Origin of the sequence: Corynebacterium sp. HMSC065D07, assembly GCF_001810695.1 — a bacterium.
Classification (GTDB): domain Bacteria; phylum Actinomycetota; class Actinomycetes; order Mycobacteriales; family Mycobacteriaceae; genus Corynebacterium; species Corynebacterium hesseae.
Window position 1 is genome coordinate 38,663 of record NZ_KV802474.1, and the last position, 20,720, is coordinate 59,382.

17 protein-coding genes and 2 pseudogenes are annotated in these 20,720 nt (G+C 63.9%); 16 read left to right on the plus strand and 3 right to left on the minus strand.

The annotated features are described in order from the left end of the window. Positions 1–53 precede the first annotated feature (53 nt). The 12 genes and pseudogenes from HMPREF2760_RS11160 (at position 54) to HMPREF2760_RS11215 (ending at position 14,477) form a co-directional block, all read left to right on the plus strand. Complete coding sequence (locus HMPREF2760_RS11160; protein ID WP_070597418.1) at positions 54–1,886, plus strand: ABC transporter ATP-binding protein; 1,833 nt, start codon at positions 54–56, stop codon at positions 1,884–1,886. Positions 1,887–1,896: 10 nt separating this feature from the next. Further along, positions 1,897–2,994, plus strand: coding sequence for a MalY/PatB family protein (locus HMPREF2760_RS11165; protein ID WP_070597419.1), 1,098 nt, complete (start codon positions 1,897–1,899; stop codon positions 2,992–2,994). A 38-nt stretch (positions 2,995–3,032) separates the two neighbouring features. Further along, on the plus strand, positions 3,033–4,373 hold the full coding sequence (gene brnQ, locus HMPREF2760_RS11170) for a branched-chain amino acid transport system II carrier protein (protein WP_070597420.1): 1,341 nt from the start codon (positions 3,033–3,035) through the stop codon (positions 4,371–4,373). Between the two features lie 3 nt (positions 4,374–4,376). Further along, positions 4,377–5,357, plus strand: coding sequence for an LLM class flavin-dependent oxidoreductase (locus HMPREF2760_RS11175; protein WP_070597421.1), 981 nt, complete (start codon positions 4,377–4,379; stop codon positions 5,355–5,357). A gap of 77 nt (positions 5,358–5,434) precedes the next feature. Further along, entirely contained in the window at positions 5,435–6,190 is a 756-nt protein-coding gene (locus HMPREF2760_RS11180) for a GntR family transcriptional regulator (protein WP_070564718.1), read from the plus strand. After that, a complete protein-coding gene (locus tag HMPREF2760_RS11185) occupies positions 6,187–7,605 on the plus strand; it encodes an ABC transporter substrate-binding protein (RefSeq protein ID WP_070597422.1) in 1,419 nt (472 codons plus the stop codon). Before HMPREF2760_RS11180 ends, HMPREF2760_RS11185 begins: the two co-directional genes overlap by 4 nt. Beyond that, positions 7,602–8,507 (plus strand): ABC transporter permease, encoded by a 906-nt coding sequence (locus HMPREF2760_RS11190; RefSeq protein ID WP_070597423.1) that lies wholly within the window; start codon positions 7,602–7,604, stop codon positions 8,505–8,507. Before HMPREF2760_RS11185 ends, HMPREF2760_RS11190 begins: the two co-directional genes overlap by 4 nt. After that, positions 8,504–9,262, plus strand: coding sequence for an ABC transporter permease (locus HMPREF2760_RS11195; protein WP_070597424.1), 759 nt, complete (start codon positions 8,504–8,506; stop codon positions 9,260–9,262). The genes HMPREF2760_RS11190 and HMPREF2760_RS11195 overlap by 4 nt, the downstream gene beginning before the upstream one ends. Next, the gene (locus HMPREF2760_RS11200; protein WP_070597431.1) at positions 9,246–10,466 is read left to right on the plus strand and encodes an ABC transporter ATP-binding protein; all 1,221 of its coding nucleotides are present in this window, start codon (positions 9,246–9,248) and stop codon (positions 10,464–10,466) included. The genes HMPREF2760_RS11195 and HMPREF2760_RS11200 overlap by 17 nt, the downstream gene beginning before the upstream one ends. Then, complete coding sequence (locus HMPREF2760_RS11205) at positions 10,438–12,075, plus strand: FUSC family protein (protein WP_070597425.1); 1,638 nt, start codon at positions 10,438–10,440, stop codon at positions 12,073–12,075. The genes HMPREF2760_RS11200 and HMPREF2760_RS11205 overlap by 29 nt, the downstream gene beginning before the upstream one ends. 300 nt (positions 12,076–12,375) lie before the next feature. Continuing rightward, positions 12,376–14,096 (plus strand): annotated as a pseudogene (locus HMPREF2760_RS11210) (BCCT family transporter). Then, positions 14,097–14,477 (plus strand): cell division FtsX domain-containing protein, encoded by a 381-nt coding sequence (locus tag HMPREF2760_RS11215; protein ID WP_070519547.1) that lies wholly within the window; start codon positions 14,097–14,099, stop codon positions 14,475–14,477. Here HMPREF2760_RS11215 and HMPREF2760_RS11220 read toward each other — a convergent pair. Both HMPREF2760_RS11220 and HMPREF2760_RS11225 read right to left on the minus strand, forming a co-directional pair. Next, on the minus strand, positions 14,474–15,121 hold the full coding sequence (locus HMPREF2760_RS11220; protein WP_070597426.1) for a response regulator: 648 nt from the start codon (positions 15,119–15,121) through the stop codon (positions 14,474–14,476). The two genes, HMPREF2760_RS11215 and HMPREF2760_RS11220, sit on opposite strands and share 4 nt — an antisense overlap. Next, positions 15,121–16,290 (minus strand): sensor histidine kinase, encoded by a 1,170-nt coding sequence (locus HMPREF2760_RS11225; protein WP_227486269.1) that lies wholly within the window; start codon positions 16,288–16,290, stop codon positions 15,121–15,123. Before HMPREF2760_RS11225 ends, HMPREF2760_RS11220 begins: the two co-directional genes overlap by 1 nt. 88 nt (positions 16,291–16,378) lie before the next feature. Between HMPREF2760_RS11225 and HMPREF2760_RS11230 the strand changes: the two genes are divergently transcribed. Genes HMPREF2760_RS11230 through HMPREF2760_RS11240 form a run of 3 tightly spaced genes read left to right on the plus strand, consistent with a single transcriptional unit; the run spans position 16,379 to position 18,353 of the window. Next, the gene (locus HMPREF2760_RS11230) at positions 16,379–17,167 is read left to right on the plus strand and encodes a PrsW family glutamic-type intramembrane protease (RefSeq protein ID WP_083304527.1); all 789 of its coding nucleotides are present in this window, start codon (positions 16,379–16,381) and stop codon (positions 17,165–17,167) included. After that, positions 17,164–17,586, plus strand: a complete 423-nt coding sequence (locus tag HMPREF2760_RS11235; protein WP_070597427.1) for a hypothetical protein — start codon at positions 17,164–17,166, stop codon at positions 17,584–17,586. The genes HMPREF2760_RS11230 and HMPREF2760_RS11235 overlap by 4 nt, the downstream gene beginning before the upstream one ends. Continuing rightward, positions 17,583–18,353 carry a PrsW family glutamic-type intramembrane protease gene (locus HMPREF2760_RS11240; RefSeq protein ID WP_070597428.1) on the plus strand — a complete coding sequence of 257 codons (771 nt, stop codon included), beginning with the start codon at positions 17,583–17,585 and terminating at the stop codon, positions 18,351–18,353. The genes HMPREF2760_RS11235 and HMPREF2760_RS11240 overlap by 4 nt, the downstream gene beginning before the upstream one ends. On the opposite strand, the gene HMPREF2760_RS11245 is transcribed toward HMPREF2760_RS11240, so the two are convergent. Then, positions 18,289–19,656 (minus strand): M20 metallopeptidase family protein, encoded by a 1,368-nt coding sequence (locus HMPREF2760_RS11245; protein WP_070597429.1) that lies wholly within the window; start codon positions 19,654–19,656, stop codon positions 18,289–18,291. The two genes, HMPREF2760_RS11240 and HMPREF2760_RS11245, sit on opposite strands and share 65 nt — an antisense overlap. 324 nt (positions 19,657–19,980) lie before the next feature. Here HMPREF2760_RS11245 and HMPREF2760_RS11250 point away from each other — a divergent pair. Continuing rightward, a pseudogene (locus HMPREF2760_RS11250) lies at positions 19,981–20,720 on the plus strand (HNH endonuclease); the annotation flags it as partial.

The window sequence follows — 20,720 nt, forward strand, 5'->3', positions numbered from 1 at the left end:
TACCTTAGTCGACGGGTTGGATATTCCTATTAAGGGCGTAACATCGGCCGACGATGAACTCTATTCTCCGCATCGTCCGCAGCGCATCTGCGCTGTGGCCGTTCTATCTCGGCGTCCTAATCACCGCGTCAGTCACCGCGATTCTCTCGCTGCTGACTCCCTTCATCCTCCGCGAGGCCACCGACACCGTCGTCGCAGGAGGCCCGCTGCGCACCATCCTCTGGTGGGTCGTCGCACTCTTTGTGGCGGATGCGCTGGGCAACGTGGTGAAAAACATCGGCGGCTATATCGGCGACGTCATGGTGGCACGCCTGCGCCAGATTCTGTCCACGCGCTACTTTGCCAAGCTGCTCTCCGTGCCGCAGGGCTATTACGACAACCAGGTCACCGGCACCATCATCGCGCGCTTAGACCGCTCGATTGCCAATATCACGCAGTTCCTGCAGTCCTTCTCCAATAACTTCTTCGTCATGCTGATCCAGGCCGCGGCGGTGTTGGTCATCACCGCCGTGTACTACTGGCCGCTGGCCATCTTGCTGGCAGCACTCTTCCCCATCTATATGTGGCTCACCGCGCTGACTTCGGAGCGCTGGCAGAAATTCGAGGCCATCAAGAATGAGAACATCGACGTGGCCAACGGCCGCTTCGCAGAGGTCATCGGCCAGGTGAAGGTGACCAAGTCCTTCGTCGCTGAGGCCCGCGAGTTGGCCTCCTTCGGTTCGCGCTACCGCACAGTGGTGGATACGACGAAGCCGCAATCGCGGTGGTGGCATTCCATGGATACCGCGCGTGGCGCGGCCATGGCGCTGATCTTCTTAGGCATCTATGGCCTGATCTTCTGGCGTACCTTGGAGGGCCACTTCTCCATCGGTGACATGGTCATGCTCCTGCAGCTGGTGAACATGGCCAAGCAGCCGGTGTTCATGATGAGCTGGATCGTGGATGTCAGCCAGCGCGCCATCGCCGGCTCCAAGGACTATTTCAAGGTCATGGAGGAGACCCCGGAGCCCACGGTAAACCCGCAGCTGGTCGCCGCCGCTGACGCCTCCGACGTCCCCGAGCTCGATCTCACCCCGGCCGAGCCGCTGCGCCCAACGCAAGGCCCGGTCTTTGCCTTCGAGGACGTGTCCTTCTCCTATGAGTCGGAAAAGCCGGTCGTCGCCGATATTTCCTTCGCCGCCCAAGAGGGCCATAAGGTCGCGCTTGTCGGCGAATCCGGCGGCGGCAAGTCCACCTTGGTCAACCTGCTGCTGGGCCTGTACCAGCCCACGGAGGGAAAGCTGACGGTGCTGGGGCACGACGCCGCGGAGCTTACCGCCGAGCGCCTGCGCGCCTCAGTCGGCGTGGTCTTCCAGGAGTCCTATCTCTTCTCCGGCACCATCAAGGAAAACATCGCTTATGGCAAGCCGGGGGCGACGATGGAGGAGATCTTAGACGTCGCCAAACGCGCCAATGCACACGACTTCATCGAGGAATTCCCCGATGGCTATGACACCGTCATCGGCGAGCGCGGCCTCAAGCTCTCCGGCGGGCAGAAGCAGCGCGTGGCCGTGGCGCGCGCCATGCTGAAGGACGCCCCCATCCTCGTGCTCGACGAGGCCACCTCGGCGCTGGACACCAAAGCCGAGCGCGCTGTGCAAGCGGGCCTGGATGAGCTCATGAAGGACCGCACCACGCTCATCATCGCGCACCGCCTGTCCACCATCGCGGACGTGGACACCATCATCACCCTCGACCACGGCCGCATCTCCGAAATTGGTTCCCCGGCCGAGCTGGCGCAGTCCGGCGGCATCTACGCCGAGCTGCTGCGTTTGACCCAATCCGCCTCCGCCGCCGACCGCCAGCGGCTGAAAAAATACGGATTTGTGCAGCCCACCGACGAGTAAGGTGGGGCGCATGCATTTCCCTAGCCTGAAAGAACTTAGTGCCCGCGGCACCCGCAAGTGGACCGTCTATGACGAGGACATCATTCCGCTGTGGATCGCTGAATCGGACTTCCTCACCGCCCCCGCGGTGAAGGAAGCAATACAGGAGGCTGTCGACGCCGAATCCTTCGGCTACACCCCGGCGCCGAAGGCCTCCGAGCTCAACGCGGCCCTGGCGGATTTCTATGAATCGCGCTATGGCTGGCGCCCAGAGCACGTCTTCTGGATTGGGGACGTCGTGCGCGGGCTGCTGCTCGGGGTGCAGTACTTTACTGAGGGCGCGGTGGCCGTACCGGTTCCGTCTTACCCGCCGCTGCTGGAGCTGCCGGAGACCGCGGGACGAGAGAAGATAGAGACCTCGCTGGAGCTAGACGATATCGAGCGTGCCTTTAAGGCTGGCGCCGGTTCTATCCTGCTCTCCCACCCCTATAACCCGCTGGGCATCGTCTTCGACGAGGACTGGCTGCGGGGACTCGTGGAACTGGCGGATAAGTATGATGCCCGCATCCTCTCCGATGAGATCCATGCCCCGCTGGTCTACGAAGGCCGCCACATCCCGTTGGGCGCTTTGTCCGACCGCGTCATCACCGTCACCGCTACCTCCAAGGCATGGAATACCGCGGGTCTCAAGTGCGCGCAGGTGATCTTCTCCAACTCCGCGGACGTGGAGCGCTGGAATTCGCTGACCGGTGTGGCCAAGGACGGCACCGGCACGCTGGGCGTTCTAGCGGCGGAGGCCGCCTACCGCGACGGCGGGGAGTTCCTCGACGAGGAGATTGCGTACTTAAAGAAGACCCGCGACTGGCTGGTGGAGGAGCTGCCCAAGCGCGTGCCGGGCCTAAAGACTTCCCACCCGCAGGCCACCTACCTGCTGTGGTTGGATTTTTCCGGGACCGCTATTGGTGATGACCCGAAGCCCGCGGCGTGGGTCCGTGAACACGCCAAGGTGGCTCTCAACGAGGGCGTGACCTTCGGTACGGGCGGCGAGCACCACGCGCGTTTGAACTTCGCCACCTCCCGCGAGCTGCTCGAAGAAGCGCTGGACCGGCTGGAGAAGGCCTTCAGCTAGAGTTTACATCTCATGTCATGGGCATTATTCTTAGAAAAATGTCCATTAATGACGCTCAGGCTCCCTCTCAGTCCGCCTCGAAGACGGGTTCCCCCATCGGCATCGTCATCGTTGCCTCACTCATGCTCTTCTCCATGTTCTTTGGAGCGGGCAACCTCATCTTCCCGCCGGAAGTCGGTGTCTCCTCCGGCACCAACTTCTGGCCCGCCACTTTGGGCTTCCTCGCCGCCGGCGTGGCACTGCCGGTCTTGGCTGTGGTCGCGGTGGCTATCTCCGGCCAGTCCGTGCGGGACATCGGAAACCACGGCGGCAAGATCTTCGGCGTGGCCTTCTCCGTCATTGCGTACCTGGCCATCGGCGCCTTCTACGCCCTGCCGCGTACCGGCGCGGTGTCCATGGAAACCGCCATCACCCCGCTGCTGGGTTGGGAGGGGACCTTCGCCAACGGCGCCTTCAACGTCGTCTTCTTCCTTATCGCGTTGGCTTTGGCCTGGCGCCCGAATGACATCATCGACACCCTGGGCAAGTTCCTCACCCCGGCGCTGGTCATCCTGCTCGCGGTCCTCATCACCCTCGCTACCGTGGCGAATCCCCGCGTTCCCGGCACCCCAACCGAAGAGTATGCCTCCGCACCCTTCGTTACCGGCCTCTTTGAGGGCTATAACACCATGGACGCCATCGCGGGCCTGGCTTTCTCCATCGTCATCGTGACCTCCCTGCGCTCCAAGGGTTTTTCCAAGAACAGTGAGCTGCTGCGCGGAACCATTCTCTCCGCGGTCATCGCCGGCGCCCTACTCGCCGCCATCTACCTGGGGCTGGCGTGGATCGGCCAAACCATGCCGAACGGCGCCTCCTATGAGTCCGGCGCCTCCCTGCTTGCCGACGCCTCCAATCTCACCATGGGCAATATCGGCCAGGCCGTCTTCTCCGCCATCGTCATCCTGGCGTGCATGACCACCGCCGTGGGCCTGATTTCCGCCACCTCGGAGTTCTTCGCCCTGCTCGTGCCGAAGACCACCTACCACCTGTGGGCCTGCCTGTTTACCGCGCTGTCCATCGCCTTCGCTTTCCAGGGCCTGGACACGGTGCTTGCCATCGCGGTGCCCTTCATCGTGTTCTTGTACCCGCCGGCTATCTCGCTGATTGCGCTGACCCTCCTGCAACCGGTAGTCAAGAAGTGGGTCACCTTCTACTGGGGATTCCGCTTGGCACTGTGGGTTTCCGTGCTGTGGTCCGCCGCCACCTCCTTCGGCGCCCCGCTTGATTTCGCCCCTGGCCAAGACGTTGGCCTGGGCTGGGTGGTTCCCACGCTCCTCGCATTTGCCATCGGCGTTATCATCGACGTTGTATCTACAGGCTCGTCGAAGAAAAGTGAGTAGCTCATGACGTTCCGCGCCGCTTTGTCCGTCCTCGATTTCTGCACCATCTACCCGGGGGAATCTCCCTCCCAGTCCATGGCCAGGTCGGTCGAGCTGGCGCAACGCGCGGAGGCTTTGGGGTTTAAGCGCATGTGGTACACCGAGCACCACAACATGCCCTCCATTTCTTCCTCCTCCCCGGCGGTGCTCATCGCACACATCGGCGCGAAGACCGAGCGCGTCCGCTTGGGCTCCGGCGGCGTCATGCTGCCGAACCACGCGCCCTATGTCATCGCCGAACAATTCGGCACCCTCGCCGAGCTCTACCCCGGCCGCATCGACCTCGGCCTGGGCCGCGCCCCCGGCACTGACATGCAGACCTTGGGCCGCGCCCTGCGCCGCGATGGCCACGCCGCCGAACGCTTCCCCGAGGACGTCAAAGAATTGCAGGGCTACCTCTCCGGAAAGTCCCTCATCCCCGGAGTGAAGGCCATCCCCGGCCATGGCACCAACGTCCCCATCTACATCCTGGGATCCTCGCTGTTCGGCGCCTCGCTCGCCGCCAAGTACGGGCTTCCCTATGCCTTCGCCTCGCACTTTGCCCCGCAACACCTCGAGGCCGCCACGGCCTACTATCGCGAGAATTACCAGCCTTCCGAAGCCCACCCGGAGCCCTATGTCATCGCGGGTGTCAACGTCACCGCGGGTGATGACGCCGACGAGGAATTTGAAAAGGTCTGCTTCCGCCGCGTCAAGGCCTTTGCAGGTCGTGGCAAGCAGCTCAGCGACGCCGACGTTGCCCGCATCATCGATTCCCCGCAGGGCCAGCAGATCATCGGCATGCTGAAGTACTCCGCCGTGGGCAGTATCGAGCACGTGCGCGACTACCTCACGGAATTCCAAAATCTGGCCCAGGCGGATGAACTCATGATCTCCCTGCAATCCACAAGCCACGAGGCCGCCTTGGGTAACATGGTTAACCTGGCTCAAGCGTGGCAGCTGTAGGCGGACGCGCCCTCGCGCATCCGCGCTTCAACACATCACTACCCATCACAGCGTTTTCTACATAGAGGAGCATCACCGTGGCCCTTCGCGGTACACAGCAGCACAGTATTATCGCTGACTATCTGCGCAATCTCATTCGCAGCAAGAAGCTTTCCCCCGGTGATTTCCTGCCCAGCGAGGCCGAGCTGTGCCAGCAATTCTCCTCATCCCGCGGTCCCGTGCGCCAGGCCGTCGCGGCGCTGCGCTCGGAAGGCCTCATCTCCTCCGGCCGCGGCCGCCGCTCTGTCGTTCTCGGCCGTTTCACCTCGGAGTCCTTCGACTCCATCTACTCCGTAACGCACTGGCTGCGCGAGCGCGGATTCGAGCCCGGCGCCTCCACCCTGTGGCTGGGCCGCTGCCCCGCTACCGAAAGGGAGGCCGAGTTCCTGCGGGTAGAGCCCGGCTCCCCGGTTATCTTTGTGCACCGCGTGCGCAGCGCCAATGGCATGCCGATCGCCATCGAGCGCATGTTCTTCCCAGTCGACGTGGGCAGCCACATCCTCAACTTCGATGCCGATAATGAGTCCATCCACGATCACCTGCGCAAGCAAGGCGTGGAATTCGACAACGTCAACCGCGAGCTCTCGCTGGCTTCCGCCAGTGAGGAGGATGCGCGCTCCCTCAACGTCGAGCCCGCCACCCCGCTGTGGCGCCTGCACTTGGACATCTCGGATCACTCCGGGCATCCCGTCGAGTGCACCGAAATCCTGTACCTCGGGGACCGCCTCACACTTGGCATGACGAGTGTGCGCGGCACCACCTCCCCGCTCGAGGTCAAGTTGTCCGAAGGATGAAGGCCTGGTTAGGTGCGCTGGGGGTGGTGCTGGGGGCGTCGCTCAGCGCCTGCTCCGCCGGTTCCACGGCGCTTGTTGATTCTGATTCCTCCGCGCTGACGCTGGCCACGACGACGCCCGCGACGTCCCTGGATTTCACCACCGTCGGCGGCGCCGCCATCTCGGCCGCGCTCATGAGCAACGTTTACGAAACCCTCGTGCGTATCTCCGCGCAAGGCGACATCGAACCGGGACTGGCCGAGTCCTGGGAGGTGGACTCCACGCGCTACACCTTCCACCTGCGCGAGGCCTCCTTCTCCAACGGCGAGGCCTTCACCGCGCACACCGCCGCGTGGTCCATCAACGCGGTGAAAACGGAGTGGACCAACGGGCTCAAGAAGCAGATGGACGTGGTGGAATCCGCCACGGCGGTGGATGATCACACGCTCGTCGTCGAGCTATCCCGCCCCTCCGCCGGCTGGTTGTGGTCCATGGGTACCGTCATCGGCGCCATGCGCACGCCCACTGAAGCTGTGGGCACCGGCCCCTTCGCTGTCGCCGGCTTCTCCCCCAACGAGTACATCGCGCTGCGCGCCCGCCCGGACTACTGGGGAACCCCGGCGAAGGAAGACATCACCATCCGCTACTTCCCGGATTCCCTCACTGCGGTCAACGCCCTGCGCTCCGGCGGAGTCGACGCCGTGTGGGGCGTGCAGAACCCCGAGCTGCTCGACACCCTCGATGACTCCATTGAAACGGCAGTCGGCACCACGAACGGCGAGGTGCTGCTGTCCATGAATAACCAGGCAGCGCCTTTCGACGATCCCCGCGTGCGCCGCGCGGTGGCCTATGGCATCGACCGCCAGGCCGCCAACGAGATCCTCTGGGAGGGCCGCGCGAAAGATACCGGCGGAGCGCCCGTCCCGCCGACCGATCCCTGGTTTAGTGGAAAGGACTACTACCCTTATCATCCGGCGCGCGCCCGCGCGCTGATGGAAGAGGCCGGGGCGGTGGGCACGCCGCTCACGCTCACCGTGCCAAGCCTGCCCTATACGCAAACACTCTCCGAGTTCCTCTACTCGCAGCTGACGGAGATGGGATTCGAGGTCACGCTGGAAACCGCGGAGTTCCCCGCCGTGTGGCTGAGCCAAGTCATGGGGGCGAAGGACTATCAGATGTCGCTCGTCGCGCACGTCGAACCGCGCGATATCCCCACCATCTTTGGCGCCCCGGACTATTACATCAGCTATGATTCGCCGCAGACCCGCACGTTGTTGGAGCAAGATGACATGACAGGTGCGGTGGACCAAATTATGGAGGACATGCCCGCCCTGACCTTGATGAACATGCCCAATATCGTGCTCTACCGCGAGGGCCTGACCGGCCTGCAGCCTAACCAGATCACCGATGCCATCGAGCTTAAAGGTGTGCAATGAGAATCCTGCGCTTCCTCGGCACCATGTGGGCCGCCTCCATCATCATCTTCCTGCTCATGCGGGCCGTGCCCGGCAACCCGGCGCGCGTGGCCTTGGGCGTCAACGCCACTGATGAATCCGTGGCGGAGCTGACCCACGCCATGGGCCTGGACCGCCCGCTTCTCGTGCAATACCTGGAGTGGATGAAAGGGCTGTTGACCGGCAACTTCGGCGTCTCGCTGTCCTCGCAGCAGGACATCACCCCGCTCGTGGTTGACCGCGCGCAGGTCACGCTGTTGCTCATCGGGCTGGCCATCGCCCTCGCACTAGCCGGGGCTATCCCCATGGGCATCCTGCTGGCCCGCTTTAGGCTCCCCGTGCTCAACGCGGCCACGCAGCTGGGTATTGCGGTGCCGAGCTTCCTGGTCGGTATCTTGTTGGTCGCCGTGTTCTCCGTGCACCTGGGTTGGCTGCCGGCCAACGGCTGGCAGCTACCGCGCGAGGGCTTAAGCTACCTGGTCCTGCCGGTCATCTCGCTGGCGCTGGTGCAGGGTGCGATGCTCACGCGCTACGTGCGCGCCACCCTCCGCGAGGAGATGGACAAGGACTACATCCGCACCGCCCGCTCCCTGGGTGAATCCCGCACCGGGGCGCTCATCCGCCACGGCCTGCGCAACGCCGCCCTGCCGGTGCTCACCGTCACCGGCGTGCAGCTGAGCACCCTGGTGGTGGGCGCGGTGGTCATCGAGAACGTCTTCGTCATCCCTGGCTTGGGCTCGCTGCTTCTCGACGCCGTCTCAACCCGCGACCTCACCACCGTCCAGACCCTCATCATGGTCTTCGTGACCTTCACCCTGACCGTCAACCTGTTCACGGACCTGGCCTACCGGGTCATCGACCCGCGGCTGAAGGAGGCGCGATGAAACCCGGCTATATCCTGGTGGGCCTGACCATCCTGCTTGCGCTGGTCTCCCTGGTGTGGACGCCCTATGACCCCAACCTCATCTCCCCCGACCGCCTGGCCGGCCCCAGCCTGGAGCACCTCATGGGCACCGACCGCTTCGGGCGCGATACCTTCTCCCGCATCCTCGCCGGCGCTCAAGTCACCGTGCTGGTGGGCGTGGTGGCGGTGGCCATTGCCGCACTCATCGGCGTCCCGCTGGGTATTATCGCCGGGATGCGCGGCGGCAGCGTCATCATGGCGGCCACCGACCTGCTGCTCGCCTTCCCCGCGCTCCTACTGGCCATCGTCGCCGGCGCGGTGTGGGGCTCCTCCACGCTCACGGCCACCATCGCCATCGGCATCGCCGGCATCCCCTCCTTCATCCGGGTCACGCGCTCCGGCACGCTGCAAATCATGACGCAGGACTATATCGCCGCCGCGCGCATCTCGCGCGTGCCGCCGGCGCTCATCGCGTGGCGCCACGTGCTGCCCAACCTCGGCGGCATCGTGGCCATCCAGGCTTCCGTCTACTTTGCGCTGGCCGTCCTCGCTGAAGCCGGCCTGTCCTACCTCGGCCTGGGCACTGCCCCGCCGACCGCCTCGTGGGGCCGCATGCTTCACGACGCCCAACCGCTCCTGGCCACCCACCCCCTCCAGGCGCTGTGGCCCGGGCTGGCCATCGCCGGCACCGTCCTCGGATTCAACCTTCTAGGAAGCCATGCTGACCGTCACTGATCTGCGCGTGGGCCCCGTTGGCCCCCTCTCCTTTTCCATCGCTCCCGGCGAGCGCGTCGGCCTCGTCGGGGATTCCGGCAGCGGCAAGTCCCTGACGGCCCTGGCCATCATGGGGCTTTTGCCCGATCACCTGCAGGCCACCGGATCCATCCAGTTCAACGGCCAGGAGCTGCTGGGCATGCGCGACCGCGATCTGCGCAAGCTTCCGTTGGCCATGGTCTTCCAAGAACCTATGACCGCGCTCGACCCGCTGATGAAGGTGCCCGGCTTCAACCGCTTCCCGCACCAGCTTTCCGGCGGGCAGCGCCAGCGCGCGCTCATCGAGATGGCCATGGCCCGCCGCCCCAAGCTCCTCATCTGCGATGAGCCGACTACCGCACTGGATCCCTTCACCCAGGAAGAAATCCTGACCGCCATCGTGGATGCCGCCGATAACGAGGACACCGCGCTGCTGTTTATTAGCCATGACCAGGATGTCGTCAAGCGCGTGTGCGACCGCGTCGTGCGCATCGGCGAGCTCACCACGCCCGATCTCACCCCACCACCCGTACCTACCTTGGGCGAGCCCGTCATCACGCTCAAGAACGTGACCAAGACTTACCGCGGGGTGACCGCGCTGGACGACGTCTCCCTCACCGTCCGCGAGGGCGAGCGCCTCGGCATCGTCGGTGGCTCCGGCTCCGGCAAATCTACGCTGCTCAAGCTGCTCACGGGGCTGGCGGAGCCGACCTCGGGAACGGTGGACGTCGCCAAGCGCGTGCACATGGTCTTCCAAGACCCCAAAGGCTCGCTCAACCCGCGCATACCTATTTGGAAGATCGTGGCCGAGGGCGGCGGGACGCGCGAGGAGGCCGAGGCCGTGCTGCGGGAGGTCGGCATCGAGGGCTTCGAGCGCTATCCGCGGGACTTCTCTGGCGGGCAGCGCCAACGCATCTCGCTGGCGCGCGCCGTGGTAGGCAAGCCGGATATTCTGCTGGCGGATGAGGCCGTCTCGGCGCTGGATGCCACCTCGCGGGCCCAAGTCCTCGAGCTGCTGCAGCGCGTGACGAAGGACATGACGCTGGTGTTTGTCTCCCACGACATCGACGTCGTGCGTCACTTGTGCCCCACGGTGGCGGTCTTGCAGGACGGCCGGCTGGTCGAGCGCGGCGAAGCGAGTAAGGTGTTCTCCCGATATGGAACACCCACTGCCGCAACGTCCTAACGCCCTTCAGCTCTTTACCGCCTTCAACACCTCCGCGCGCCGTTGGCCCGGTGCCCTGCGCGCGGCGTTGGCGATCATCATCCCGGGCGGGATCGCTGTGGCCACCGGCCACCCGGACGCGGTGCTGCTTATTTCCGCCGGTGCCTTCTCCGTTATCTACGGCGAGGGTCACCCCTACCGCACGCGGCGGCGCGTGATCCTCACCGCTGGCGGGCTGCTCACGCTGGCGGCCACGGCCGGTTCCCTCGTCGGCGTGCATGGGCTGGCGCTGTCCGCGGTGTTTACGGTGGCTCTAGCAACCATCGGCGCGTTCGTGCAGAATGCGCTGCGGCTGCCGCCGCCGGGTTCCTTCTTCATCGTGATGGTGGCCGGTGGTTCCACGATGCTGCGTGGGGTCTCGCCGTGGGAGGTGGCCGCGTGGAGCCTGGCCGGCGTGGCGGCCAGCTACGTGCTAGGCATGCTGCCGCGTTTCCGGGATCCGCACGGCCCGGAGACCCGCGCGGTGGCCGCGTTGGAGAAGGCCGCCGATGCCTTCGTGAACTCCGATAGCGATTTCCTGGCTCGCCACCACCAGGCGCAGTCCGCGATTTCCACGGCGTGGCAAGCGCTTGCCGACGCCGGCGTCATCCGCGGCGGCCGCATCCGCCACCCCGCCCAGGCGGACTTGGTGCACCGCGCACTAGCGGCACAACAACGCATCGTGGCGCACCACAAGCAGGTGGGCGGCAACTCGGATGAGCTGTCTGATTCCCCCACCTACGTGGACCCGGACCGCACCAGCATCCCGCACACCAAGCCGACGATGCGCTACCGCTTCTACCGCGCCGCGGTGGGCAATTCCCACGCGGTGGTGACGGCTGAGAAGATCGCGCTTGGTGGCCTGGCGACCGCGTTCATTGGCATGGCGCTGGGGCTTAACCGCCCAGACTGGGGCGCGGTGTCGGTGCTCCTGCTCTTGCAGTGGGGGCCGGACCGGGTACCGGGAACGATTCGTGGAGTACAGCGCATGCTGGGTTCGGTTCTGGGCGTGTGTGTCTTCGCGCTCATTGCGTCGTTCAGCCCGCACGGTTGGGGGCTGGTGCTCGCGCTAGCTTTCTGCCAGTTCTGCGCAGAGATTCTGGTGGTGAAGAACTACGCGCTATGCGTTATCTTCTCCACCCCGCTGGCACTGCTGATGGGAAACTCCTCGGAGCATTTGGCCCACACCATCGGCTCGCGCATGGCGGAGATTGGGCTCTCCGTGGTCGTGGCGATGCTCTTCCTGTGGCTGTGGAAGCCGCGGGCCCAGATGACCAACCACTACCGCCTGCAAACGCGTTGCTTCGAGGCGATGGCAGCCTTGCTCGGTTCCCTGCTTATCAAGACCCCGGAGGAAGCGCTGGCGCAGCGCCGCGACTTGCACTACGAGCTACTCTCGGAGCGGCGCAGCATCCAATCACTTGCCACCAACCACTCCGATATCAGCCAGTTCTGGCAGCGCCACACGGCTCTGCAAACCGCCGGTTACTTCCTCCTCGACTTCTGCGTGGTCAACCCGCTCTCACAGCCCAGCCGCGCGGAGCTGGACACACTCATTGAGAAGATCACCGCAGCGGAAATGCGTCAATGACCTCATAGTGCGCACCCGCCGCGGAGTACTCGCGGGCGCACAGAAGAGGCGGATTATTTCACCGTGAACAGCAGGTTCGGATCGAGGACGTGTTCCTCCACGAGCTCAAAGAGGGCAAAGGCTTCCTCCAGCTCACGGACATTCTCATCAAAATTAGGCAGCGGCATGGCATTCCAATCGACGCAGAAATAAGTGCCTTCATCCTAGCTCACATCGCTGTCATTTCGCGCACCTGCGATAATTGTTGACGTGAACACTCGAAAATCTACCGGTCCACCCGTTGGCATCTATCCCCACAACATGCACCCGGGCTTGGTTCCCGGAATCGGTGTGGAAGACCAACGCAATGCTTTCACGCTGGACAAGGTCACCTTCTTCAGCACGGCTACGTTCGTCGTAGCCTTCATCATCTGGGGCATCACCTCACCGGAGTCCGTCTCCGCCGCCTCCTCCGCGGCCTTTTCCTGGGCCGCATCAAGCTCGGCACGGATGACGAGGAACCCGAGTTCGGCTGGTTCAGCTGGGTGGCCATGATGTTCGGTGCCGGCATCGGCGTTGGCATCTTCTTCTACGGTCCTTCGGAGCCGCTGTCGCACTACATCACCCCGCCTCCCCACACTGTCGACGGCAACAGCGTCGAAGCCCTCCACCAAGCAATGGCCCAGGCGCACTACCACTGGGGTGTCTCGCCCTGGGCGGCCTATGCCCTCGTCGGCGGCGCGATCGCCTACTCTTCCTACCGCCGCGGCCGCGTTCCGCTGGTGTCCTCGATTTTCAAGCCCCTGTTTGGCTCCCGCGATACCGATGGGCCGCTGGGCAAGCTTATCGACATCCTCGCACTCGTCGCCACACTCTTCGGCACCGCCGCCACGCTGGGGCTTTCCGCCATCCAGATTGGCCAAGGAGTGTCCATCATCCGCGGCGCAGGTCCGTTGACCAATGCTGTGCTCATCGCGATCATCGCCGTACTGGGGTGCGGGTTCATCATCTCTGCGGTCTCTGGTGTTTCCCGCGGCGTGCGCTACCTGTCCAACTTCAACATCACGCTCACGCTCGGCCTGGTCATCTTTGTTTTCTTCACCGGCCCGACCTTGCTTTTGCTCAACCTCGTGCCCTCCGGCATCGTCACCTACATCGACCAGCTTTTGCCCATGATGGCCAAGGGCCTGTCCTGGGGCGATGAAACCATCGAATTCCAGTCCTACTGGACCGCCTTCTACTGGGCGTGGTGGATCGCGTGGACGCCCTTCGTCGGCATGTTCGTCGCCCGCATTTCCCGTGGCCGCACGCTGCGCGAATTCACCGCCGTCACCGTCTTCGCGCCCTCCCTCATCCTCATTTTGGCCTTCACCATCTTCGGCGGCACGGCCATCACCTTCCAGCGCGAGGAACTACCGAACTTTGATGGCTCTGCCTCCGGCGAGCAGGTTCTCTTCGCCATGTTTGACCACCTGCCGCTGAGCAGCATCACACCATTTGTTCTGATCGTGGTGCTGGCGGTCTTCTTCATCACGTCTGCCGATTCCGCATCGGTCATCATGGGAACCATGTCTTCCAAGGGCAATCCCGCGCCGAACAAGTTCATCGTCATCTTCTGGGGACTGTGCATGATGGGCATCGCCATCGTCATGCTGCTCACCGGCGGCGAGGACGTGCTCACCGGCCTGCAGAACCTCACCATCCTCTCGGCGCTCCCATTCTGTCTGGTGCTGCTGTTCATAATGGTGGCCTTCATCAAGGACCTGCGCTCCGACCCGATGTTCATCCGCCGCGCCTACGCGCGCGCCGCGGTGGAAAACGCCGTCGTGCGCGGCATCGAGGAGCACGGCGATGACTTCGAGCTCACCGTCGAGCATGCCGACGAAGGCCGCGGTGCAGGCTCCGACTTCGACTCCTCCGCCCACCGCTACACGGACTGGTACCAGCGCACCGATGAAAAGGGCGAGAACGTAGACTACGACTTCGACACCGATACCTGGGCCGACGGCTACGACCCGAACACTGAGCAGAAGGAGAAGTAAATGGGAATACCGGACGACGTCGTCCTTGAGGGCTATACCCTCATCGAGCAGCACGAAATTGACCACGAGTTCCTCATCAACGGCTCCCCATTCGCTGCGGTAACTCCCCTGCTATTCGCTCTCACCATCGCCGGCATGCTCCTCGTGGCAGCCAGCTTCTTTCTGCGCGGCAGTCGCCGCATCATCGCTGGCCTGCTCGGCGCGGTCCTCACTCTCACAAAGTTGTGGTGGATGCCCATTGCACTTGCCCGCCAGTTCAACGACAGCCAGGTCTTCGGCTACGCGCTGAAGTACTACCCCCAGTACTGGCCGGCGGCGTCCATCATCGTGATCGTCATCGCGCTGCTCGGCCTCGCCTCCGCGTTTATCCGCCGGCGCTAGCGCGCTTCCAACACCGCAATCGCGATGTGCACCCGGTTGGTGCCGCCCAGCTTGTCCAGGATGTGCTTGATGTGGGTTTTCACCGTGGTCACGGAGACGTAGAGCTGCCCCGCGATCTCCTGGTTGTCCAGGCCCTGGGCCACCAGCTGCGCCACCTCGTTCTCGCGCTGGCTTAAGCCCTCCAGCGGGCGGGGCCCAGGCGCCTTTGTCTCTGCCGGCGCGGGCTCGGGGTGCTTGAGCGCCAGCAGATTCTTCAGGGCCTTCGGGCTCAGCAGCTGCTGCCCCGTGGCGGCGGCCCGCACCGCCGAGACCAGGCCCTCCGGCTCGATGGTCTTCAGCAGAAAGCCCATCGCGCCCGCGTGCAGCGCATCCACAATGAACTCATCCGTATCAAAAGCGGTGAGCATGACCACCGGGATATCCGGCGCGCTGGCCCGCAGCTTCCCGGCCGCCTCGATGCCGTCCATCACCGGCATGCGGATATCCATGAGGACAACGTCCGGTTGCAGGTCCAGCACGCGGGCCACGCCATCGCGCCCATTGCTGGCCTCGGCCACCACCTCAATGTCCGGCGCGCCCTCGAGGATGAACCGGATGCCGCGCCGCAGCGCCTGCTCGTCATCGACCAATACCACTGAAATCATTACGCACGTGCCTCCTCAGGGAGTTCGAGGACCCAGGTGAAAGTGGAGGCGTCGTCAAGCACTGTGAAAGTACCTCCCGCCAGCCGGGCGCGTTCCTCCAACCCCAGCAGGCCGTTGCCGCCACCGGACTCTGGCTGCGCAGCCACTTTCTTGTTCTGCATGGTCACCCGCACTTTATCCTCCTCGTTCTCCACGGTGAGCGTCACCTTCTTCCCCGGCGCGTACTTGCGCGCGTTGGTCAGCCCCTCCTGCACGGCGCGGCCCAGCGTGTGGGCGGCTAGTGTGCTCAGCTTATCGACGTCCCCCTTCTTATAGCGCACCTTCGTCCCCGCCGCGCGAGCGCGCCCGATGTGTTCCTCGATGCTCGCGCGCGGATCCACCCGGTCATCCACGCGCAGCGCCTTGATCACCCCGCGCAGGTCCTCCACGGCGGCCTTGGCCTCCGATTGGATGGTGTCTGCCGCCTCGGCGACCCGCTCCGGGTCGGCGTCCTTGCGGTAGCTCAAGCCTCCCGCGTACACGGAAATAAGGCTGAGCCGGTGCGAAAGGGAATCGTGGATATCGCGGGCAATGCGGTTGCGTTCCTCCAGGCGGGCGCGCTCCTCGCGCGAGCGCAGCTGATCCTCGTTGAGCTCCGCCAGGCTCACCAGCGTGACCTCGCGCTGGCGGCGCTGCGCGCGCACCGAGCCCGTAATCCAGGCAACGATAAGAAAGAGGCTTCCATAGAACACGTAACCAAAGGGATCGAAGATGTTCATCCGAATGTAAGGCACAGAGATAATGGTCACACACGAGGCCACGAACACCGCCGTCCCCGCCAGGGACCACCGCAGTCGGCCGCGCGAGATGATTGAAATCAACACCACCAGCACTGACAGCGACAGTGGGCGAAACCCGCCTAGTACCAGGACGAGCAGAGCCGCAATCAGCACCACCGGGTGGCCGGGGTACTCCTCGTGGATGTTGCGCTCCCGCCGTGAGTGGTGCAGGGCGAAGGGCAGCAGAATCCACGTGGCGAAGCTAAATAGACCCATCAAGCCCAAAACAAGGGCTTCCTGATCCGTCCCCTCGAAGTTTTCGATATGGGGGATCCATGCCGCCAAATCCGCCACCACGCAGAGCAGAATGAGCAGCACCGTGATCCACAGTGGTCGCGTCTTTCTCGTCATGGTTGCCACGATAGTTCTCCCTGCGTTCCGGAAAATCCTCCCTGCGGAGGATACCGGCACCCCAGGCGCGGTTCATAGCCTAAACCGCATGAGAAGAACACAGACTTTGTACGAACTGCTCACCGCCGCTGGGCTGGTGTACGTCGCTTATGATTTCTCCCACGGCGCTTTCGTGCCCACAAGTGCGCTCGCCGCGGTGGCCTACGCCGCTGTTGCACTAGGCCTCACGCTGCTGATTTTGCGCAAGCACCCCGGCATTGCGCACGGGGTGGTGTGGGGTATTGCGGTCTCCACTGTCGCCGGCCAGCTCAACGAGCACATGAACCACCTCCTCATCCGTACGGTCCCGGACTGGCTGGTCATCGCTGGAATCGCCCCGCTTAACGAGGAAGTCCTTAAATTCCTCGGCGTCGTCTTCATCTGCACCTGCGTCATCCGGCCCCGCCACTGGGCGGACTACGTCTTCGTCGGTGTGGCCGTGGGCATGGGCTTTAGCGTGACCGAGAACGCCATCTACTACGCCAACATGACACTGGAGAACCTCGATTCTGATCTCAAGGGAACGCTTCTGGGGCTCCTTGCCCGATTCATCGCGAACCCGCTCATGCATTCCTTCTTCACCTCAATCGCGGCTTACGGGCTCTCCCGCCGGCAACCGGTGCGCTGGTTGCTCATCGCCATGGCGGTGCACTTCACGGCTAATTTCGGCCCGTCTATCTCTACCGCGTTTGACGACGCCCTATGGCCCATCTTCCCCACCTTCCTCATCCTCATCGGCCTGTGGGTGGCCATGATTGTCAGCATTGTCAAACTCCGCAAAATCCTCCCTGCGGAGGATACCGGCGCAAAACCGCAGCTCTTAGGGTCGAAAGCATGAGAAACACACTGATTTATTCCTGCATCGGCGTCCTCGCCGCAGTACCGCTTGCCGACGCCCTCCTCCCCGACCCCACTCCCGACACCACCCCCGTGCGCGGCATCCCGGGACTGGAGTGCCCGGAGGATCCGTACGCCTCCTCGCAGACCTGGAACTGCGGGAGCGCGACCATCATTTCTGAGGAAGGCAGCTCCTCCCGCGAGGTCGAGACGTACCTGCCGCGCCAGCACCGCTCCTTCAACGGGACCAGCGCGCTCACCGACGCCCCCATCACCACCCAGGCTGCCGAGCTCTACCGCATCGAGGACGGCGACGGCATCACGCTGTCTCAGCGGCACAACAACACCATCTCCTTCCTCCACATCTACGGACCGAAGGCACGTGACTTCGCCGACCGCGTGCAGCCGGAGGACGCATGAAGTACCTGTACTACCTGCTGACCCTCGGCGCGCTGGCCGTCACCGCCTTCCACTACGCGAGCGAGCCCTTCCTGCCCGCAAGTGCTCTGGCCGCCGTGGTCTTCGCCGCCGTACTCGTCCCCCTCACGCTGTTCTTCCTGCGCCGCCGGCCGGGAATTGCGCACGGCGTGGTGTGGGGGTTCGCGGTTTCCGGGCTCGCGGTGGAACTCAACACGAACATGACCCACCTCCTCACCCGCGCGGGCCTGGACTGGCTGGGCGCTGCGGGGTATGCGCCGCTCATCGAGGAGGTGCTGAAGTTCCTCGGCGTGCTGCTTATCTGTACCTTCGTCATCCGGCCCCGCAGTTGGCTCGACTACGTCTTCGTGGGCGTGGCCGTGGGTATCGGTTTCACTGTGGGTGAGGACGCCACCGCCTTCGCGCGCATGACGGCGGACAACCTCGATTCGGATACCGCCGGGGCGATCGGGGCAGGCGTCATCCGCCTGGCCTCCAACCCGCTCTCCCACTCGCTGTTCACTGGTCTTAGTGCCTATGGCCTGTCCCAGAAACAGCCGGTGCGCTGGCTTATTATCGCCATCGCGGTGCACGCCACGAAGAATCTCTTCCCGTCCTTAAGCACTGCGCTCGACGACGCCATCTGGCCCCTCCTCGCCGGCATGGTCGTCGTGCTCGCCGAATGGGTAGCCACCATCTGGGGCACTATTGCGCTGCGGAAGAAGGCGGCTGCGCATCCGACCCCGTCCCCTGCACCGGCGCACGCATAGCCTTCGTGGCCGGCGAGGGGTGGGCGTCCTCGGCGGCGAGGCGCTCAAAGGCCACCGCCGCCAGGGCTGCGGCTTGGTCTCCCAGAACGGAATCATCGAAGCGCACCTGCGGCGAGTGGTTCCACTCGCGCATGTGCTCCGGGGTATGCGGATCCCCCGTACCGAACCACATGAAGGTGCCCGGAACCTGGGATAACACCGCGCCGAAATCTTCCGAGGCCATCATCGGGGTGTCCATGGTCAGCACGTTTTCCGCGCCGAACATACCCGCCCACAACGACGCAGCGAACTGGTCCTCGCGCGGTGAAGTCTTGGTGGCCGAGTACAGGACCTCGAAGTCCACCTTCGCGGTACAACGATGGGAAGCCGCCACGGAGCTCGAGACCTCGATGATCATTTGGCGGACTGCGTCGATGTGTTCGTCGCGAAGCACGCGCACCGTCGCGCCCAGCTCCGCCTTGTCCGGGATGACGTTGACCGCGCCATCGCCCGCGCGCAGGTTGGTCACCGTGATGACAATCGGCGAGTTCGCATCGAAACGCCGGGTCAGCGCCACTTGCAGCGCCATCTGGATCTCCGCGAGGGCCGCAACGGGATCGATAGCATCGTGCGGGCGCGAGCCATGCCCACCCTTGCCGTAGACGGTGATCCCCAGATTGGACGACGAGGCCATCATTGGGCCAGCAATATGGTGGAAGGTGCCCTTATCCTGCGGGCCGACGTGCAGACCGTAGGCGGCGATGGGCCGGCGGCCGGCGGCGTCGAGCACGCCCTCATCGATCATCGGCTGCGCGCCGCCCGGACCTTCCTCGCCCGGCTGGAACATGAAGATGACATCGCCCAACAGCTCCTCGCGGTGGCGGCACAGCATCTTCACCGCGCCGATAAGCCCCGCCGTGTGCAGGTCGTGGCCACAGGCATGCATGTTGCTATTCGTCGAGGCAAACGGGCTGCCCGTTTGCTCACGCACGGGAAGGGCGTCCATGTCCGCGCGAAGCAGAACCGACACGGGGCGCTCGCCACGCTTGCCGCCGCGCAGCACCGCGACGACCGAGCTGAGGTCACGGCCCAGATGAATCTCCAGCGGTAGGCCTTTAAGGGCTTCGAGCACCTTCTCCTGGGTGCGCGGCAGATGCAGCCCCACCTCCGGGTTCTGGTGCATATCGCGGCGGAAGGCCTGCAACTCCGGAAGCAGCTCCCGGCCTTCCTCCACGAACACGTGGCTGGCCAACCGCTCCCCGAGCTTGGCCGAGACCATCGGAAGCGGTGGCAATTGCTGACGGTGGCGCGGGGCCATCTTCATGGTGTCATCCTTTCCGAGCATGTGCGCCGAGCATACCGGAAACTGCTGTGCTGTCAGGTCGGTTTGGATTCAAGCTGATGGACTACCCATGCCCGCTATCCCGATAGCGAACCTCCTGCGAGGCTGTGTGAAATGGTCTCAGGAGGCTCTCGTTTCGACCGGCTTTACCGAGAGGAGAAAGGTTGGGCAGCAGCATATGGCGAATTCAATCGGTATGCGAACCAGCCAACTCAATCTAGGGGCTTTTCTCGTACCAGCCCCATTAACCAGGAATTTTGTCCCTCCGGTTGCGGGGCCCACGGTGCTGTTTTAGTCTCTGTGCCCATGGGGGATATCGAAACCTACATCCGCCTACGCAACTCGGGGATTGCGCTGGTGGAACACATACCCAGCGCACCCGATGAGCTTCGCGCGCTCGGCGCCGACCCAACCGATGCTGCCGAGCTTGCACGCCTTAACCAGGTTTATTTCGGTCCCACCCGCTTTAGCGGCAAACAACGCAAAGCCCGTACCGCAGCCCTTCAACAACGCCACAGCCTCGGCACCCTCACACTCATCGAGTCCTACACCGCGAAGGTGAAGAAAACCCTCGACGCCTGGAACCTCAGAATCAAACTCGCCGCCACACCCGCACACCGCATCCCCACCGTCGCCGCCACACGACTGAAAGAACTCCGCTCCAAACGCATAGCCAAACCAGGCGTGCGCATCACCTACCGGGAACAAGGCCCCAACACGCTCTCCATAACCGACGATGCCACCACGATTGCCAACATGCGCGGCGTCTTAGAATCCACCAACACCGACCTGCTTCAAGCCGCCAACGACATCTTCTTCAACAAAGAAACAAGCGGTTCCAAACCGGCAGTGCGCACCCAAGTCATCGTCACGTTGAACGAGCTCGACCAGATCATCAACGGTGATGGGGACGAGATCGAGCTCAACCTGACTAACGGCGGGCGGATGACCGGGGCAGAGTTTTTGACCCACAAGTTTGCCGAGATTGGCTATGCCACCATCGTGCACCCTATTGAAGGACCCATCGACACCTTCCGGCTAGAGCG

Excerpts from the sequence above, each read along its gene's own strand:
- HMPREF2760_RS11160 (WP_070597418.1), top strand. The coding sequence starts at position 54 with ATGAACTCTATTCTCCGCATCGTCCGCAGCGCATCTGCGCTGTGGCCG.
- HMPREF2760_RS11165 (WP_070597419.1), top strand. The coding sequence starts at position 1,897 with ATGCATTTCCCTAGCCTGAAAGAACTTAGTGCCCGCGGCACCCGCAAG.
- brnQ (WP_070597420.1), top strand. The coding sequence starts at position 3,033 with ATGTCCATTAATGACGCTCAGGCTCCCTCTCAGTCCGCCTCGAAGACG.
- HMPREF2760_RS11175 (WP_070597421.1), top strand. The coding sequence starts at position 4,377 with ATGACGTTCCGCGCCGCTTTGTCCGTCCTCGATTTCTGCACCATCTAC.
- HMPREF2760_RS11185 (WP_070597422.1), top strand. The coding sequence starts at position 6,187 with ATGAAGGCCTGGTTAGGTGCGCTGGGGGTGGTGCTGGGGGCGTCGCTC.
- HMPREF2760_RS11190 (WP_070597423.1), top strand. The coding sequence starts at position 7,602 with ATGAGAATCCTGCGCTTCCTCGGCACCATGTGGGCCGCCTCCATCATC.
- HMPREF2760_RS11195 (WP_070597424.1), top strand. The coding sequence starts at position 8,504 with ATGAAACCCGGCTATATCCTGGTGGGCCTGACCATCCTGCTTGCGCTG.
- HMPREF2760_RS11200 (WP_070597431.1), top strand. The coding sequence starts at position 9,246 with ATGCTGACCGTCACTGATCTGCGCGTGGGCCCCGTTGGCCCCCTCTCC.
- HMPREF2760_RS11205 (WP_070597425.1), top strand. The coding sequence starts at position 10,438 with ATGGAACACCCACTGCCGCAACGTCCTAACGCCCTTCAGCTCTTTACC.
- HMPREF2760_RS11215 (WP_070519547.1), top strand. The coding sequence starts at position 14,097 with ATGGGAATACCGGACGACGTCGTCCTTGAGGGCTATACCCTCATCGAG.
- HMPREF2760_RS11220 (WP_070597426.1), bottom strand. The coding sequence starts at position 15,121 with ATGATTTCAGTGGTATTGGTCGATGACGAGCAGGCGCTGCGGCGCGGC.
- HMPREF2760_RS11225 (WP_227486269.1), bottom strand. The coding sequence starts at position 16,290 with ATGACGAGAAAGACGCGACCACTGTGGATCACGGTGCTGCTCATTCTG.
- HMPREF2760_RS11230 (WP_083304527.1), top strand. The coding sequence starts at position 16,379 with ATGAGAAGAACACAGACTTTGTACGAACTGCTCACCGCCGCTGGGCTG.
- HMPREF2760_RS11235 (WP_070597427.1), top strand. The coding sequence starts at position 17,164 with ATGAGAAACACACTGATTTATTCCTGCATCGGCGTCCTCGCCGCAGTA.
- HMPREF2760_RS11240 (WP_070597428.1), top strand. The coding sequence starts at position 17,583 with ATGAAGTACCTGTACTACCTGCTGACCCTCGGCGCGCTGGCCGTCACC.
- HMPREF2760_RS11245 (WP_070597429.1), bottom strand. The coding sequence starts at position 19,656 with ATGAAGATGGCCCCGCGCCACCGTCAGCAATTGCCACCGCTTCCGATG.